The following is a 15645-nucleotide window of genomic DNA, read 5'->3' as shown; positions in this document are numbered from 1 at the left end:
TTTTTCGCTTTTAAATAGTCATCAATAACCGTTTTTCTACCAATAGTTTTGGTAATAATATCTTTCTCTAAGTCCCAACCACGCGCAGGAGAATATTCTCTCCCATACCATATAATTTGTAAATGTAAATCGTTCCACTTTTCTTTTGGGAACAGTCGTTTTGCGTCTTTTTCTGTTTGAACTACGTTTTTTCCGTTGGTTAAATTCCAACGATACATAAGTCTATGAATATGTGTGTCTACTGGAAATGCAGGAATACCAAAGGCTTGACTTATAACAACACTCGCTGTTTTATGACCTACAGCTGGCAATTCTTCCAAATCTTCTAAGTTTTGCGGAACCTCTCCGTTGTGTTTATCAATTAGGATGTGTGACAAACCATGAATTCCTTTCGATTTCATTGGAGACAAACCAACAGGTCTAATAATATCTCTAATTTCTTCTACCGAAAGTTTTATCATATCGTATGGATTATCTGCTTTTGCAAACAATAATGGCGTAATTTGATTCACGCGAACATCAGTACTTTGGGCAGACATTAATACAGCAATTAATAAAGTATACGGATCTTTGTGATCGAGTGGAATTGGAATTTCAGGATATATTTCTTCAAGAGTATCAATTACAAACTGAACCTTTTCTTGTTTGGTCATTTTTTCAGTATTTTTACACAAAAATATAAAATAAATAACGACACGCTATGAACACTTTAAAAATAGGTGATAAAGTACCCGATTTTACTGTAAATGATCAAGATGGAAATGCAGTTTCTTTGACTGATTATACAGGAAAAAAAATAATAGTTTTCTTTTACCCAAAAGCAAGTACGCCAGGTTGTACAGTAGAAGCTTGTAATTTAAGAGATAACTATGCTGAATTACAGAGCAAAGGTTTTGAATTGTTAGGTGTAAGTGCCGATTCTGAGAAGAGACAAACGAATTTTAAAAACAAATACGAATTTCCTTTTCCATTATTAGCAGATGAAAACAAAGAAGTAATTGAAGCTTTTGGTGTTTGGGGCGAAAAGAAATTTATGGGAAAAATTTATGATGGAATTCACCGTAAAACATTCTTAGTCAACGAAAATGGAGTAGTAGACCATGTAATTGATAAAGTAAAGACAAAAGATCACGCTGCACAGATTTTAGCGTTGGTGGAGTAATTAATTCCAATAGGTAAAGATATCTTTTGTAACGGAAATATAATCCTCATTTTTATACACTGCAGAATCTTTTATGACATTATTGTATTTGTCGTAAGTATAAAAATGTTTTCCATGACTTTTTAAAATTGTATCCTTGCCTTTAACAGTATAACTAAAATGGTCAGTTCTATTGCCGAACTGATCATTTTTGTATTTCGTAAACCAACCTGGCTTTCCTTTTTTATTGATATGATAATACTGAGTTTTAAAACCATTATTGTCATACATATATATAGCAGCTGATTGTCCTTTTTTATCAAAAAAGTCTATTTTAATATTATTGTTTTTTGAATCGAAATGATAATATGTAGAATCTTTTCGTTTGCCTTTGGCGTCGTAATCAGTTTTTGCGATTTTATTCCCGTTTTCATCATAGGTATGAATAACAGTTCCTCCACTTTTCACATCAGATCTGATCAGCTTTTTATCTTTATTAAAAGTTAATGCATACTCATGTTTCGTAGTTTTACTTTTATTTTTAAAAATAGTAATTACTTTTTTACCACCTTTTGAAAAAGTAGTATTGCTTCCCCATGATTTTCTCCCATTTTTATATGACCAAGAACTAATTTTTCTTCCTTGACGATCATATTCTACAATATATTTTGAGGTATACTCTTTTTTTATTTTTTTAAGTGTTTTGGCATCGTATTGGTAACTTATTGAAATTATTGATTTGACTTTCCCTTTGTATTGACTTGTAATATCTTTTGGATATTGATACGTAGCACAACTAATGAAGATTAGGCACAAAATATTTATTATGATGAGTTGTGTTTTTTTCATGTGATTAATATGATGCATCATTTAGTTTGATGTACGATGAATTCAAGATATAAAAAAAGCTCCCGAAAAAGGAGCTTTATAGTATGTTATTTATTTTCTATCAATTCGTTTTGTTGTAGATACCCGAATAAGTTTTTCTCTTTAATGATTTCGGCAACACCATCTGGCAACATTTTTTCCCAGTCATCTTCATTGTCGGCAATCATTTTTAATACTTTTCTAGAGAAAATATCAAGGATTTTATTATCAAAATCAAAAATATCAACCACTTTTCCGTTGTACTTAAAGAATTTGTACAATTCTTTCATACGTGGATGTACTTTTAGGTTATTACTATTCACCAATTCGCCCGTTTCCTTACGTTTCATTGGATATAAGTATACTTTCAAGTCTTTATAGAATAATTTACCGAAAGCTTCTAAAATTCCACCACTCATATGACGGTAATACTTCTCATCAAAAATATCAACTAGGTTATTTACACCCATTGTCAATGCCATACGTTCTTTCGTATAGTTTGAGAAATAATCAACCAAACGATAGTATTCTTTAAAGTTAGAAATCATCACCGTTTGTCCAAGTGAACCGAGTAATTGTGCTCTGTCCATAAAATCTTGTTCGTCAATTTCTCCTTCTGCACGCAGATTGGATAGCGTAATTTCAAAAAGGACAACCGTTTTTTCTTCTTCAACCTTATTTTCACGAATAAAAATCTCATACGATTTTTCAAACATGTCCATATTAACTTTGGTCACAGGTCTAAAACTTCCGCGAAGCGCCAATACATTCTTCTTGTATAGCAAACGTGCAGGAAGAATATTGTTTCCGTCAGGCCCAAAAATTACGGCTTCTGTCATACCGTTTTTAAGCAGTTGCAAACTCATCAATCGGTTATCAACTTTTTCAAATTGCGGTCCAGAAAAGTTAATCGTATCTATTTCAATCTGATCTTTGTCGATATGATCGTACAGACTTTTCAATAAACTTTTAGGATCATTATGCTTATAAAAAGCACCGTGAATCAAATTCACGCCCATTGTCCCTAATGTTTCTTGCTGTAATTTTGCATCATTTTCTTGGAAACGAACGTGTAAAACGATTTCATTATATCCTTGTGATGGGTCTATTTGGTACTTAATTCCCATCCATCCATGACCTTTATATTTTTTAGCAAAATCAATAGTAGCTACTGTATTTGCAAAGCTAAAAAACATTTTATCAGGATGTTTGTCACGAGAAATACGCGCTTCAATTAGCGACATTTCATGCGAGAGCATCTTTTTTAAGCGAGCTTCAGTTACATAACGACGATCATTCTCAACACCATAAATAGCGTCACTAAAATCTTTATCGTATGCACTCATTGCTTTTGCAATTGTACCAGAAGCTCCTCCAGACCTAAAAAAGTGACGAACTGTTTCTTGTCCTGCACCAATTTCTGCAAATGTTCCGTAGATTTGACTGTTTAAGTTAATTCGTAATGCTTTCGCTTTGATGGAAGGTACGTTTTCTATTACCTTGTCACCTTTGTAGACAATAGCCATGCGTTGATGAATTTGTTTGCTACAAAAATAGACATTCATAATTTTTTTTGAACTAAATATTTAAGGTTTTTTGTTAAATATTCAGTTAAATTTGAAGAATCATCGGTAAAATACATCGATGTGAACTCAAAACTGTCTAATTCTTAACAAATTATCAGTGTTTGCTATGAAAATAACTTTTTTAGGAACAGGTACTTCACAAGGCATTCCAATTATAGGAAGCGATCATCCTGTGTGTTTGAGTGATGATTCACGCGATAAACGTCTGCGAGTTTCAATTTTAATTTCTTGGGAAAACGCTACTTATGTCATTGATTGCGGACCAGATTTTCGCCAGCAAATGTTGCGTGCCAATTGCACACATATTGATGGTGTTTTGTTTACACATGAGCATGCAGATCATACTGCTGGATTAGATGATATACGACCTTTTTATTTCCGTCAAGGCGATATTCATACCTATGCACACAAACGCGTGTTTGGAGAGTTGGCTAGACGCTTTGATTATATTTTTGCTACAGAAAATAAATATCCTGGTGCGCCAGGCGTAATTCAGCATGAAGTCAAAAATAATCACCCTTTTACATTAGAAGGTGTACGAATTACACCTATTAATGCGTTACATTATAAGTTACAAGTTTTTGGATATCGATTTAATGATTTTGCTTATCTGACCGATGTCAAAACTATAGAACAAGCAGAAAAAGAGAAGTTGAAAGGTTTAAAAGTTCTTGTAGTCAATGCATTGCGAATTCAAGAGCATATTTCACATTTCTCATTGGAAGAAGCGTTGGCATTTATTGAAGAAATTAAACCAGAAAAAGCATACTTAACACATATAAGTCATTTGTTAGGTTTTCATGCAGAAGTTTCCAAAGAATTGCCAGAAAACGTATTTTTGGCCTACGATACCCTAACAATCGAGATTTAAAAAAAATAACATACCAATGAAAAAGAGAATCTTAGTATACGCAGTCATTTTTTTAGCTTTACTTGCAATTTATCTATTTGTAAGCTCGAATAAAATGTATGAGAAACAAAATACTAAAATTGAAGACTTGCGTGGAAAGGTGGAAACTTTCCAAAAAGATATAACAGCATATAAAGATTCAATCGATATACTTTATAACCAGAACTTAGATTTACGCTATTTTTCGTTAGATAGTAACGGAGAAGCCTTGGAATATTTTGATGATTATAATGTAAATGCGGAAAATCTTTCTCGAATTATTACAGATGTTATTTACAGTAAAAATTCTGCTTCAGCCAACAATCCATTAGTTCCTTTTGATGGTACAGGTGGAAAATTTATGGCAGTAGACAAAGTAAAAGTCATCAATCATAAGTGGATTATCTGCAGTTTTACTGATGGTGATTATTGGGGAGAAATGTTATTGAGTTACGAACTCGACCAAAAGAAAAATATCACTTTTGAATTGGTTACGGAAGTACTCTATCCAAAATATAAATAATAGTTTTTTAACTAATTCTACACATGTATCAAAAATAGGCTGTCTAGAAAGTTTTAAAAAGACGTCATTCTGAATCAAGTTTAGTTTGATGAAATTTTGACTTTTTAGACAGTCTATTTTGATAGTAGACTTATAATGACTCTACTTTTACAGTATGCTTGCCATAAGCATCTTCAACCGTTATGGAAGCTCCCAGATTTATAAGTCCTGCGCCAGAAGTCCATTGCGCACTGTGATACGTTGCTAAGAAAAACCCAGCAGATGAATTATTCTGCATCAACTTAAACTCGTTGGTTCCAGTTGATTCAAAATATAACTTGACTTCTGGAGTTGGGTAATACCAGCCGTTGGCTAATATGATTAATACATCAGAACCGCCACCCACGTAAGGACGTTTAAATGCTCTGTATTCAATATCGTTGGCTTTTGCCAAAACAGGTGCATTTAATTCTTTAAATAACGCAGTAGCATCTTCTCGATACCTTTTTAATAATAACTCAGATTCTTTTGTTTGCGTAAAGGCTTTTGTTTGTTTTTTTGATTTTCCCATGGTCGTAAATTTTAATTAGAAACTATATTAAATATACAATATGAAGCGTAGCTGTATAAGCGTGTAAACACTTGATTATAAATACAAGTAACTTTTACTAATGTTGTATGGATTATCAAATTGCATGTTTTTTACTGCTCACTTTTAATCGCTCTCACTACTTTTTGTTGCATTGGCGAACTATTTCATTTTCGAGTAATATTCACAAGTACATTTACACTGTAAAAAGCACTAAAAGACGTCATAAAAGCTTTGTGATAGCGCATTCCGAAAAGCTACAGATAGAGTAGGAGCAACCAATTAAAATTTTAAATTATGGAGTATAAAAGTAGATTGTTTTCTAATGAAAAACTAAACAGAGGAGATCGATTAATATCAGGTAATAGAAGGTACAAGCTTGAATTTTTGGACGATGGTAATCTTGTTTTTTATGATAACGGAAAGGAAAAATGGAGCTCAAGAACCGATAAAGGAAAAGCCGAAATATGCATAATGCAGCGAACAGGGAATTTTGTTATTAAAAATAGTGATAATAAAACTATTTGGTCAGTTGGAACGCATGGCAATAATGGTTCATACTTGGCAATCCAAGATGATGGAAAACTTGTTATTTATAAACCTTCAATGATAAAGAATGTATTAAATGTAAGTCCTTTGTAGATTTTTAATAATATTTCAAACCTTATAGCTAGTTTATTTTTCTCAATAAAAGTAGACTAGTTTTTTGCAAGTTTCTCTAAGAATACTTGCTTAAGTTTTTTTTCAATTTTTCGATCAAAAAACCATGAAAATGGAGAACCTGTTCTGTACTTTGTAAAAGAAATACAATTTATCAATATATCTTTTCCATCATATAAAATAGTGATTTGTCTCCCATAACTCAGAGAAGTCCAGTCCCAACCTTTTTCGAATATGTAAATTAGCTGGTCTTGACGCACTTGTTTCCAGTCTACTAAATCCTTAAAATATTCTTTGATAATCGTTCTGTTTTTACTTCCAGAAACACCTTTAATTTGTTGTAATCGGTTATTGAAAAAAAATGAAAGACAGATGTAGGTAGCTGTCAATAAGCTTACAATTACTAATAGCAAATCGAGAAAAAATGATTCAGTATCGTCAAAATTATTTATAAAGACTGCGATTGCTATAAACGGAAAAATAATGGTAACGATTACTTCAAAAGATGCTACAAAAAGCAAGTCCATGAAAGTAGCGAAGAGTCCTTTACGTTTGTATATTAACTTTCTTTTTTTTAAAGAAGCATCAATGTCTATTTCGTAATAATTCAATTAATTTTTAGAGTTATATAGATTAAATCAACTTCTCCAGCCAAGCTTTAAACGAATAGAAGTTCTGTGGTGCAACACCATGTCCTACAGGATATTCTTCGTATACATGATTTAGATTTTTTGATTCCATAAATGGTGCAATTTCACGTGCTGCTTCAACAGGAATAACCTGATCTTGACTTCCGTGCGAACAGTAAAAATTCAAATGATCGTATTTTTTATCGTCACTCATGTCAAAGATTTTGTGATTCAAATAACCACTCAACGCGACTACATTTTTTATCTTTTCAGGATGCGTAAATGCCACTGCATAACTCAAAATTGTTCCTTGACTGAAACCTAACAAGGTCACATTAGCAGCATCTACAGGATAATTTTGAACAACTTCATCAATAAAATTGGCTACAATATCTCTTGATTCAATTGCTTGCTCGTCGTCACTTATTTTTTCGGTAGCAGTATAGTGAATATCATACCACGAATATCCATACGGTTGCAAATCTCTTGGCGCACGCGCAGAAACTACAAATAAGTGTTCTGGTAATTCTGCTGCAAACGAAAACAAATCTTCTTCATTACTTCCATATCCGTGTAATAAAATGATAACAGGCGCATTTTCAGTTGCGTTTTTTGGAGTTCTTATTAAGTGCGTAAGAGTCAATTTTTTAGTGTCCATGGTAGTGTGTATTAAATAGATTTAAACCATTCTTGAAAATAATCGCCAACAAGCGGAACTGGTGTGTAGTCTCGTTGCATAGCATTTACAAAGCCAAATGCCCAAAGCACTACGAAAAATACGTAAAATGGCCCAGAAATCATCCAGCTATTAAAATATCCAATAAAAATGGCAATGGAATAAAATAAAATATTCAAGCCTAATGATTGGCGAATGTGCATGTTTGCAAATTTATTTTTAGAGTCCATATTCATTGAAAACGCAATTACCAATCCGATAATGGTTAAGTATGAAATAATGGCAGTTTGTCTACCTTCTTCTATTGTTTTTGAATCCATTACGAAACTACTTTTTGTTGATTATGAATGATTCCGTACACAGTTCCTTTCAATTCTTTTCCTAAAAAAGCACTGTTTTGAGAACTGCTGTGAATGTGTTTTTTGCTAAATGTATATTTTCCGTCAGGATTAAAAAGTGTCAAGTTTGCTTGTTGTCCCACAGCAATGGAAGCATTTTCCAAACCAAAGCGTTCTTTTCCTGAAGTCATGAATTTGATTGTTGTATCGGTATCAAAAATAGTCTGTAAAGCACCAAAAGCACTTTCCAAACCAATAGTTCCGTACATTGCATTATCAAATTCTACCTTTTTATGTTCTATATCAATTGGGTTGTGATCGCTTGTCACCATATCAATTGTTCCGTCTTTCAAACCTTCAATCAAGGCTTCTCGGTCGTTTTGCGTACGTAATGGTGGCAACACTTTATAACGTGTGTCAAATGTTTCCAATTCATCATCTGTCATTAGAATATTGTGAATGGCAACAGTGCAACTCACATTCAATCCTTTTTGTTTGGCTTCACGAATTAACTGAACCGATTTTGCAGTAGAAATCGTCGGAATGTGTAATTTCCCTTTGGTATAGTCCAACAAAAACAAATCGCGTGCAATGTGTAATTCTTCCGCTAAGGAAGGAATTCCTTTTAAGCCCAATCGTGTACTATTTGGTCCTTCATTCACAATTCCTTTTCCAACAACTTTGTTTTCTTGCGGAAATGAAAGTACCAATCCGCCAAAGTTTTCAGCATACAATAACGCAATCTTTAATAAATTCGGATTTGCAATTGCTTTTTGATAATCGCCAAATGCAATCGCGCCTGCGTTTTTCATATCAAACAACTCTGCCAAATCTACACTTTGACTAGCATTCGTCAATGCGCCAATAGGGTAGAGGTTGACTGCATTTCCTAACGATTGACTTTTTAAAAAAGCAATATCTGCTTTCGTATCTGCAATCGGATTTGCATTCGGATTCACGGCAATTGCTGTAAAACCACTCTTTGCAGCTGTTTTCAAACCGTTTTCAATGGTTTCACGTTCTTCAAAACCTGGTTCTCCCAAACTTACGCTGCTATCAAACCAACCTTGTGAAACATGCAGGTTTTCAAGTGAAATAGTGTCGTAATTGTTTACATTTTCTATGGAAGAGGCAATCTGTGTAATCGCTCCGTTTTCTATCAAAATATCTTTCGTAGCGTGATGATGTTCACTCGCTGCATCAATGATAGTCGCGGATTTTATGATGAGGTTCATTTTACGAATTTTAAAATCAAAATTTCAATACCTAAAAATACTAGCGCAAAAATAATAAACCATTTCCAAAGCGAAGCTACAGACTGTTCATTTTTTAAATCTTCAAAAAATTGAGCTACTGTTGTATGCGTATTTTCAGGATATAAATTGGCAATGTTATGGTATTGTAATGTGCTTTCTTTTCGATCGAAATTATAACTAATTTGTTGTAATTCAGCATTTTGATTCTTAATGCTGTAAATCCCAGCTTTCGATGGAAACTCGTCTGTTGTCAAACGAACTTTAGTATTTGTGGTTCGCTGTAGCGGAATAAACTCTTCGTCTGCTTTTGCAATCGTTAACACGGCATCTTGCCCAAGTGACGTTTGCACATCAAAGGTGTTTTCGCGTCCTAAGGTGTAATATAAATTGGTTAATCGCAAGCTGTTCTTACCAATATTGTATAGAATTGGAACAATGATTGGCGAGTTTTTAAAGTTCGAATTTTCATTATTAATTGCTGCCGTAAACACGTATGTTTCGTTGTTTTCCAATAGAAATGGCAGATTGTTTTCTAATCGTAAAATTGCCGCGGTTGAAACGATACTGTAATAATCATTGACTTTCGGATACTGGAAATTCGTCACTTGTTTTTCAAACACATTTGTAAAAAGTGGATGTGAAAAATTGATTTTCGTAATTTTCTTTTCTGTTACATTTGGCACTTTAGTAAACGTACTAAAACTATTTGTTTTTAAAAGATCATTATAGCTTGTTAGGTTACTTTCCTTGGCGGGAATGATCACTAAAGAGCCTCCATTTTGTTTGAAACTTCTTAGTGCTGTCAACAACGGATTTGGAATGGTTTTTAATTCATTCAGAACGATTAATTGCTGTGTAGAAATATCATTGTAATTCAGTTGATTCAATGGTGCAGAAACCAAGTTGAACTCGTCTTCGGTGTATAACTTCTTTAGGAATTCATCATCCGCTTCATTAATAGCAAGCACATTTATTTTTTCAGGCGCATTGATATTGAAAAACAGATTGTTGTCAAATTGAAGTGAATTGTCATCAATGCGAATTTCACCTTGAATCACTTTATTTGAAGGAATTGAAAAACTCACTTCCGAGCTATTTTGTGGATCTAAATTCACAGATGATTTTGCAATCAAGCTACCGCCATCGTACAATGAAACGGCTACATCTTGCACAGGAACTCCCGAATTTTTCAGAACAACTGCAATCTTCACAGAATTGGCATCTTGCTCAGCAATGTACAAACTGTCGAGCGCAATATTGTTTGCGTTTGCTGGTTTCAGTTGAATATAATTGGTGGTGAATGTACTATCTGTTTGAACCGATAATTGTTCGTTTTGCTGAAAATCTGAGATCAGAATTAAGTTTTTATCAGCATTGTTTTGTTTAGAAAACAACTTACGACCTTTCAAAATCACGGAAGGAATTGCTTCTTGCTGATGTGAATATTCCAATCGCAACAATTCATTTCGAATGCTCTTAATCGTCGTATTTTTGAACGTTTCCGTATTTGTGAAAATAGACACTTCTTCATCTTCCGGAACTGTATTCAGTAATTCTTGCACGGCGCGTTTTAGTAAATCACCTTTTTCACCTTTGGTTTGCATGCTAAACGAATTATCGAGATAAATGACGGTTTCTTTTTCCGTTTGTACAATATCACGATTCGCAAAATACGGTTGTGCAAAGGCAAAAACTAGTGCAGCAATGGCAAGTAATCGCGTACAGAGAATCAACCATTTCTTTAACTGTGAGCTTTTTCGGGTTTGTAAAATGACATTTTGCAGCAATTTTACATTCGTAAAAGCTGTTTTCTCAAATCGTCGTAGTTGAAATAAATGAACCAGAATAGGAATGAGTAGTAATAATAAGGCGTAAAGTACTTCTGGGTGTTTGAATTGCATTCCTAAATAAACGTTTGTCAAATATAAACGTTTAATTTTATTTTACCATAATTTGTTTTTTATAAAGAAAAGTTAAAAAGGTTTATAAGTTTATGGGTTGAGGAACTTAATAGTTTATTAGTCGAGAAATCATACAAGTTGTGCAAATAGTTTTTATATAAATTTCATGTGAATTATTGATCGTCTTAGTGCTTTTTGAGCCTCCCAATAATATGGTGGGTTAAATAGATTTTTATTTGGATTTATTTCAGAATAAGTTACCATACGTTTATTTTGTTTTTGGGATTCAAAATGAAATCTAGTCAAAACCATTTCTTTATGGGTAAACCAAGGGGAGTGTTTTCCAGAATAAGAATGATCAGGTAATGAAAGAATTATTTGACCATTTTTCTTAATTGCTGAAACAAAAAACTCTGCTAGTTCACGATAAAGATTAAGCAACTTACTCATTCCGTGATGGGTATTGAAACCATAAGGCGGATCACCAATAATTAGATCATAAGTGTTACTTTCTAGTTTTCTGAAATCAAAGTCTTCTTTGAAATTTTTGATTTCCAGTTTATTAAATATATTATGGTCAATAATAATTTTTGGAGAAAATGCTCCTTTTACAATTTCAAATCCATTAATGCTTGAATCAATTTTTGGTAATGATAAAGTTTCTTTTAAATCATTAAGTCTATCATTAAGTTTGCCTAGTTCTTGTTTGAGTCGAGGTTTAAACAGATGATTTTTGCGTTCAATAAATTTCGTATGGATTATTCTAACAATAAAATATGTGTAAATGTGGAGCCTTTCTGTAAGACTAAGTTTAGAAAAATCTTCAACTTTACTTTGATCCATTTCAAATTCGTCAGAGTCAGCTACACTGTTTATGTTTAGTTGTTCTTTATTTTGAAGAAGTAGATTGTAATTTTTATCAAAATTTGAATCCTCAATACTGACAGATGAAATTAAATCCGATAATTTTTTCGGGTTCATTCCTAGTATTTCAGCATTATCAAATAATAAAATTGTAAATAGGCAATCAAGATCACTACCATAAATATCCAAATTATAATTCTCTGATAATTTCAATAATTCTAATACAGTTGTACCTGTGCCAGAAAATGGATCAATTACAACTGTTTTATCTTTAGGGTTTATGTTCTCAAGCGCTAGATTAATCATAGCACCAATTAAAGTATGAGGGATACTTGTATTTGATTTCCAAGCTGGCTTATTTTCGTTAAAGATATGTAGCTGATTATCATTTTTATATAATTGCTTATAACATATGAAATAGTTATTCTCCCCAGGTATTTTTATATTTGGTGATATTGATGAATCTTTTATCATCCAATATGAATCGTTTGACAAGCCAATATTTGATTTGTTGAGTTTTAAATTAACTTCTAATTTATTCTTAAATTTTTCTTGCATCTCAATCAAGATTGTTGAAACTGAGTCCCTTTTAAAGAAAAATTTGTCAACATGAATTTTTAAGTGTTCTATGTCATGATTTAGATTTTTAGTATGTATAAAATCTTCATAAGAAAATACATTGAAATTAAACTTTTCATCACAATTATCAAGTGATTGACTTAAAGCTTCATAGAATTTATTTTTGTCAGCTTTGTTAAAATTTCTAATATAAACTAATTCACCACAAGTATTTACGTATCCTCCATTCGATATTATTTTGAATAAGTCAATATTTAAGTTTGGAGGTAAGAACAAACAACAAGAACTATATAGCGTGTCAATAACAATTGTTCTAGCTAGAATTTCGTAGTAATTTTCTACTAAACTATCAAGAATTCCATCTAAATTTAATTCGAGTTCTTTTAATTTCTTAGAAGCTTTATTTAGTTCTTGTCTATATTCATATATAGGAAAATTGAAAGTAGAAACAATTCTTTTAATAGAATCATTCATCATTTTCACAGTATGAATTTGAATATCGTTTTTAGAGATTAATAAATTCTTACCTTCTAATAAATTTGATTTGACTAGAGATTTAAACTCTCCATATTGAATATTAGTTCTAGAGAGATTTAGTTTAAATGTAAAGTAATAGGCATTTTGCTCGCTTTTAAACCATTCATTAAAAAAAAAACCAGTTTTAAAATAATTAAGTAATGCACTTTTTAGTTTTTGTTCTTGTTCAGTCATCTTATCACTTTCGTATTTGATAATCTAAAAATAAGACAAAGATTACACATACACAATGTGGTTTCCCGTAATGGAATCAAAAAAAACTCCCTAAACTATAAAACTTATCAACTCCACAAAACAAAAAAAGGAACCTCATGACAAGATTCCTTTTTCAAACGATACTTAACTGTAAATAGTAAGTTTACTTATTCTTTTCAATGCTGTATAACTTGTAGAATAAAGTTGGTAAAAAACCAAAATTAAATAGTGCAAAACCGATAAGTATCATGATACCTGAATACGGCCAATGCATGATTTCAAATAGGAATGCTGTACTAAGCGTAAATAAGGCGATAAAACCTAAAACATAAACTGATTTTTTCATTTTTAATTGATTTTTAATGTTCGTATTATGATTGATATGTAAGTGATGAATCTTTGTATTTGGAATAAAAATAAAGCGGAAGTGTCATGAGCACTAAAAACGCAAACCCAGAAACTAGTATTTGACCAGCATACGGCCATTGCATTACCTTAAATAGGCTTCCTACAGTAAGTAATGCTGCGTTTAAAAAACCTAAGGTAAACAAGAGCTTTTTACGATTTTTAGCCGATTTAAAATACAATTGTACGTTTGTTTCTGTCTGTATATGATTGATGTTTAAATAACCACCAAATTTCTGAATAGCAGCTTCATACGCTAACTCAAAATTGGTTGCTTCCGAATTTTCTATATGTGTACAAATATGATCAAGAATGTCTTCTTTCAACTCTTGATTCTTTAAACCATACAATTCTAAATTTTTAGAAATATAATCGATGTTTTGGTCCGTTAGTATCATTTTGAAGTAGGTTTTGGATTAAATATTAACGACAATGTTTTTATAAAATCATTGATTTGATTGGTTTGATCAACTATTACTTGTTTGCCCGATTTGGTTACTGAATAGTATTTCCGAACACGCTTGCCGATATACACTTTTTCCGTTTCTAATACGTTGTTCTTTTCCAGCTTATGTAGAATAGGGTAGAGCGCGCCTTCAGAAATATCAATTTTACCTTTGGTAAGCTCTTTTACTTTTTGAGTGATTTCATATCCATACATTTTTTCATGTTGACTTAACAACTTTAAAATGATAGGTTGCAGCGTTCCTTTGGTGAGTTCTTTACTATACATAGGACAAATATACATTTTATTTATATACATTTTAATAAAATGTATTGTATTTTGAAAAAAACATGAATTAAGAGAAAACCATTTATATAAAATCACAATTAAAAAACGTTCACCAAACAAAAAAACGACCTACAAAACTGCAAGTCGCTTTCTAATAATATTCGTGTCAAAATCATATACATAGATAGTAATAATTCCAGCCTAATATAAAATGATTAATAGATAATGCTTTTAATTTTATTTGTGAAAAGAAATCTTTGGATAAAAACATCTTTTACAGCTAATTTTAGCCAAAGAAATCGCACCAAGCGTCATAGATTGCGACAGCAGCAGCAGCACCAGCAGATCCTATCCAAGCACCAGCAGCTTTTCCTCCTAAAACACCACCAACAGTACCAGCTGGTCCTGCAAATGAACCTCCAGTTCCTCCAACAACGCCACCAACTACATAGCCAGCCGTATCAGCACCAACAATGATTCCACTTCTTGGATCAATATCTCTTTTTCCTATTATACCTGTTTGTCCTTGTGCTCTTGCAGCATTTCTGAATACTGAAAAGTCATAGTTTTCCCAAAAATCTCTAGAGTGTTTTGCAACCGCTACTGCTCCTAAAGCATATCGCTCATCTGCTCCCCAATCTTGAGCTAAGATTAAAGCTTCGTGATGCAATACAACTTCTCTCATAGTATTAAAAGCATCAGAGTTGTCTCTAGCATTGTTTGCTGCATTGAATAAATCATTTAATAAATTCATTGTGAATTCTCTATCTCTACTAGTAGCTGTATCGTTTAAAACACTAGCTGCTATATCAAGAGTTGTAATACCACTACAATTATACCATTCGTTGATATTTAGTTGATCGTATACTTCTTCTTGGAATGATACGGTTGAATTAGATCTTGTATAACGAGTATGGAAAGCATCGTTCATTACAGTTGCAAATGTAGCTCTGTAATCGTCACTTAAAAATTCAACTCGACTCCAGTCTCTGTTCGCATAGCTTTCTTCAAGTTTTTGTGTGAAGACTTCCATAAAGGCATTGTGCTCAATACCTATGTATTCTAATGGGTTTGTTCGGCTATTTTTGGCAGTGGTAGTTTGGTCGGCTTCCTTATTTACAGTGTCTTCACTACAGGCATAAAATCCTATAGATGAAACTAATAACAAAATAAATACAGACTTAAATAAATTTGTTTTCATGGTTCTTTATTTTTGGTTGGCCTATTTACTAGACTTTCTGTTGATTATTTGTCCACTAACTAACGCATTTCGGACATTTTAAGCTCGGAAGATACGT

The 15645-nt window shown here is 32.3% G+C and carries 18 protein-coding genes; 4 read left to right on the top strand and 14 right to left on the bottom strand.

Features of this window, described 5'->3' with window-relative positions; all coding sequences use genetic code 11:
• Positions 1-653, bottom strand: a 653-nt coding sequence (locus tag ACRBBL_RS16550) for an endonuclease III domain-containing protein (protein WP_431370181.1), incomplete at its 3' end; no start/stop codon positions are given.
• 47 nt (positions 654-700) lie between these two features.
• Here ACRBBL_RS16550 and bcp point away from each other — a divergent pair.
• Positions 701-1162, top strand: coding sequence for a thioredoxin-dependent thiol peroxidase (gene bcp, locus ACRBBL_RS16545; protein ID WP_431370180.1), 462 nt, complete (start codon positions 701-703; stop codon positions 1160-1162).
• Here the strand turns inward: bcp and ACRBBL_RS16540 are convergent, their stop codons facing one another.
• On the bottom strand, positions 1163-1990 hold the full coding sequence (locus ACRBBL_RS16540) for a hypothetical protein (protein ID WP_431370179.1): 828 nt from the start codon (positions 1988-1990) through the stop codon (positions 1163-1165).
• A gap of 86 nt (positions 1991-2076) precedes the next feature.
• Positions 2077-3534 carry a TonB-dependent receptor gene (locus tag ACRBBL_RS16535; RefSeq protein ID WP_431370182.1) on the bottom strand — a complete coding sequence of 486 codons (1458 nt, stop codon included), beginning with the start codon at positions 3532-3534 and terminating at the stop codon, positions 2077-2079.
• A gap of 166 nt (positions 3535-3700) precedes the next feature.
• On the opposite strand from ACRBBL_RS16535, the gene ACRBBL_RS16530 reads away from it, so the two are divergent.
• Entirely contained in the window at positions 3701-4465 is a 765-nt protein-coding gene (locus tag ACRBBL_RS16530) for an MBL fold metallo-hydrolase (protein ID WP_431370178.1), read from the top strand.
• 16 nt (positions 4466-4481) lie between these two features.
• Positions 4482-5006, top strand: coding sequence for a hypothetical protein (locus tag ACRBBL_RS16525; RefSeq protein ID WP_431370177.1), 525 nt, complete (start codon positions 4482-4484; stop codon positions 5004-5006).
• Between the two features lie 130 nt (positions 5007-5136).
• Here the strand turns inward: ACRBBL_RS16525 and ACRBBL_RS16520 are convergent, their stop codons facing one another.
• Positions 5137-5556, bottom strand: coding sequence for a hypothetical protein (locus ACRBBL_RS16520; protein ID WP_431370176.1), 420 nt, complete (start codon positions 5554-5556; stop codon positions 5137-5139).
• Between the two features lie 315 nt (positions 5557-5871).
• Here ACRBBL_RS16520 and ACRBBL_RS16515 point away from each other — a divergent pair, with 315 nt between their 5' ends.
• The gene (locus tag ACRBBL_RS16515; protein ID WP_431370175.1) at positions 5872-6216 is read left to right on the top strand and encodes a hypothetical protein; all 345 of its coding nucleotides are present in this window, start codon (positions 5872-5874) and stop codon (positions 6214-6216) included.
• A 56-nt stretch (positions 6217-6272) separates the two neighbouring features.
• Here ACRBBL_RS16515 and ACRBBL_RS16510 read toward each other — a convergent pair whose 3' ends face one another.
• The 10 genes from ACRBBL_RS16510 to ACRBBL_RS16465 form a co-directional block, all read right to left on the bottom strand.
• Entirely contained in the window at positions 6273-6845 is a 573-nt protein-coding gene (locus tag ACRBBL_RS16510) for a hypothetical protein (RefSeq protein WP_431370174.1), read from the bottom strand.
• 22 nt (positions 6846-6867) lie between these two features.
• Positions 6868-7521: an alpha/beta hydrolase gene (locus ACRBBL_RS16505; RefSeq protein WP_431370173.1), complete on the bottom strand. Its 654-nt coding sequence runs from the start codon at positions 7519-7521 to the stop codon at positions 6868-6870.
• Between the two features lie 11 nt (positions 7522-7532).
• A complete protein-coding gene (locus ACRBBL_RS16500) occupies positions 7533-7859 on the bottom strand; it encodes a hypothetical protein (protein WP_431370172.1) in 327 nt (108 codons plus the stop codon).
• A complete protein-coding gene (locus ACRBBL_RS16495; protein WP_431370171.1) occupies positions 7859-9112 on the bottom strand; it encodes a dihydroorotase in 1254 nt (417 codons plus the stop codon). The genes ACRBBL_RS16500 and ACRBBL_RS16495 overlap by 1 nt, the downstream gene beginning before the upstream one ends.
• Positions 9109-11055, bottom strand: coding sequence for a vWA domain-containing protein (locus ACRBBL_RS16490; RefSeq protein WP_431370170.1), 1947 nt, complete (start codon positions 11053-11055; stop codon positions 9109-9111). Before ACRBBL_RS16490 ends, ACRBBL_RS16495 begins: the two co-directional genes overlap by 4 nt.
• A 132-nt stretch (positions 11056-11187) precedes the next feature.
• Positions 11188-13188 (bottom strand): DNA methyltransferase, encoded by a 2001-nt coding sequence (locus ACRBBL_RS16485; RefSeq protein ID WP_431370169.1) that lies wholly within the window; start codon positions 13186-13188, stop codon positions 11188-11190.
• A gap of 184 nt (positions 13189-13372) precedes the next feature.
• Positions 13373-13555: a hypothetical protein gene (locus ACRBBL_RS16480; RefSeq protein ID WP_431370168.1), complete on the bottom strand. Its 183-nt coding sequence runs from the start codon at positions 13553-13555 to the stop codon at positions 13373-13375.
• A gap of 25 nt (positions 13556-13580) precedes the next feature.
• The gene (locus tag ACRBBL_RS16475; RefSeq protein ID WP_431370167.1) at positions 13581-14012 is read right to left on the bottom strand and encodes a hypothetical protein; all 432 of its coding nucleotides are present in this window, start codon (positions 14010-14012) and stop codon (positions 13581-13583) included.
• Positions 14009-14347, bottom strand: a complete 339-nt coding sequence (locus tag ACRBBL_RS16470; RefSeq protein WP_405302029.1) for a PadR family transcriptional regulator — start codon at positions 14345-14347, stop codon at positions 14009-14011. The genes ACRBBL_RS16475 and ACRBBL_RS16470 overlap by 4 nt, the downstream gene beginning before the upstream one ends.
• Before the next feature lie 286 nt (positions 14348-14633).
• Complete coding sequence (locus ACRBBL_RS16465; protein WP_431370166.1) at positions 14634-15548, bottom strand: hypothetical protein; 915 nt, start codon at positions 15546-15548, stop codon at positions 14634-14636.
• Between the last annotated feature and the right edge of the window lie 97 nt (positions 15549-15645).

The organism is Kordia sp. (genome assembly GCF_050633145.1).
GTDB lineage: Bacteria > Bacteroidota > Bacteroidia > Flavobacteriales > Flavobacteriaceae > Kordia.
This window is presented reverse-complemented; position numbering and strand designations above follow the sequence as displayed.

Bases quoted from the DNA above. Each gene is read 5' to 3' on its own strand.
- ACRBBL_RS16535 (WP_431370182.1), bottom strand. From the start codon at position 3,534: ATGGCTATTGTCTACAAAGGTGACAAGGTAATAGAAAACGTACCTTCC.
- ACRBBL_RS16505 (WP_431370173.1), bottom strand. From the start codon at position 7,521: ATGGACACTAAAAAATTGACTCTTACGCACTTAATAAGAACTCCAAAA.
- ACRBBL_RS16495 (WP_431370171.1), bottom strand. From the start codon at position 9,112: ATGAACCTCATCATAAAATCCGCGACTATCATTGATGCAGCGAGTGAA.
- ACRBBL_RS16480 (WP_431370168.1), bottom strand. From the start codon at position 13,555: ATGAAAAAATCAGTTTATGTTTTAGGTTTTATCGCCTTATTTACGCTT.
- ACRBBL_RS16470 (WP_405302029.1), bottom strand. From the start codon at position 14,347: ATGTATAGTAAAGAACTCACCAAAGGAACGCTGCAACCTATCATTTTA.
- bcp (WP_431370180.1), top strand. From the start codon at position 701: ATGAACACTTTAAAAATAGGTGATAAAGTACCCGATTTTACTGTAAAT.
- ACRBBL_RS16530 (WP_431370178.1), top strand. From the start codon at position 3,701: ATGAAAATAACTTTTTTAGGAACAGGTACTTCACAAGGCATTCCAATT.
- ACRBBL_RS16515 (WP_431370175.1), top strand. From the start codon at position 5,872: ATGGAGTATAAAAGTAGATTGTTTTCTAATGAAAAACTAAACAGAGGA.
- ACRBBL_RS16485 (WP_431370169.1), bottom strand. From the start codon at position 13,188: ATGACTGAACAAGAACAAAAACTAAAAAGTGCATTACTTAATTATTTT.
- ACRBBL_RS16520 (WP_431370176.1), bottom strand. From the start codon at position 5,556: ATGGGAAAATCAAAAAAACAAACAAAAGCCTTTACGCAAACAAAAGAA.
- ACRBBL_RS16475 (WP_431370167.1), bottom strand. From the start codon at position 14,012: ATGATACTAACGGACCAAAACATCGATTATATTTCTAAAAATTTAGAA.
- ACRBBL_RS16540 (WP_431370179.1), bottom strand. From the start codon at position 1,990: ATGAAAAAAACACAACTCATCATAATAAATATTTTGTGCCTAATCTTC.
- ACRBBL_RS16525 (WP_431370177.1), top strand. From the start codon at position 4,482: ATGAAAAAGAGAATCTTAGTATACGCAGTCATTTTTTTAGCTTTACTT.
- ACRBBL_RS16500 (WP_431370172.1), bottom strand. From the start codon at position 7,859: ATGGATTCAAAAACAATAGAAGAAGGTAGACAAACTGCCATTATTTCA.
- ACRBBL_RS16465 (WP_431370166.1), bottom strand. From the start codon at position 15,548: ATGAAAACAAATTTATTTAAGTCTGTATTTATTTTGTTATTAGTTTCA.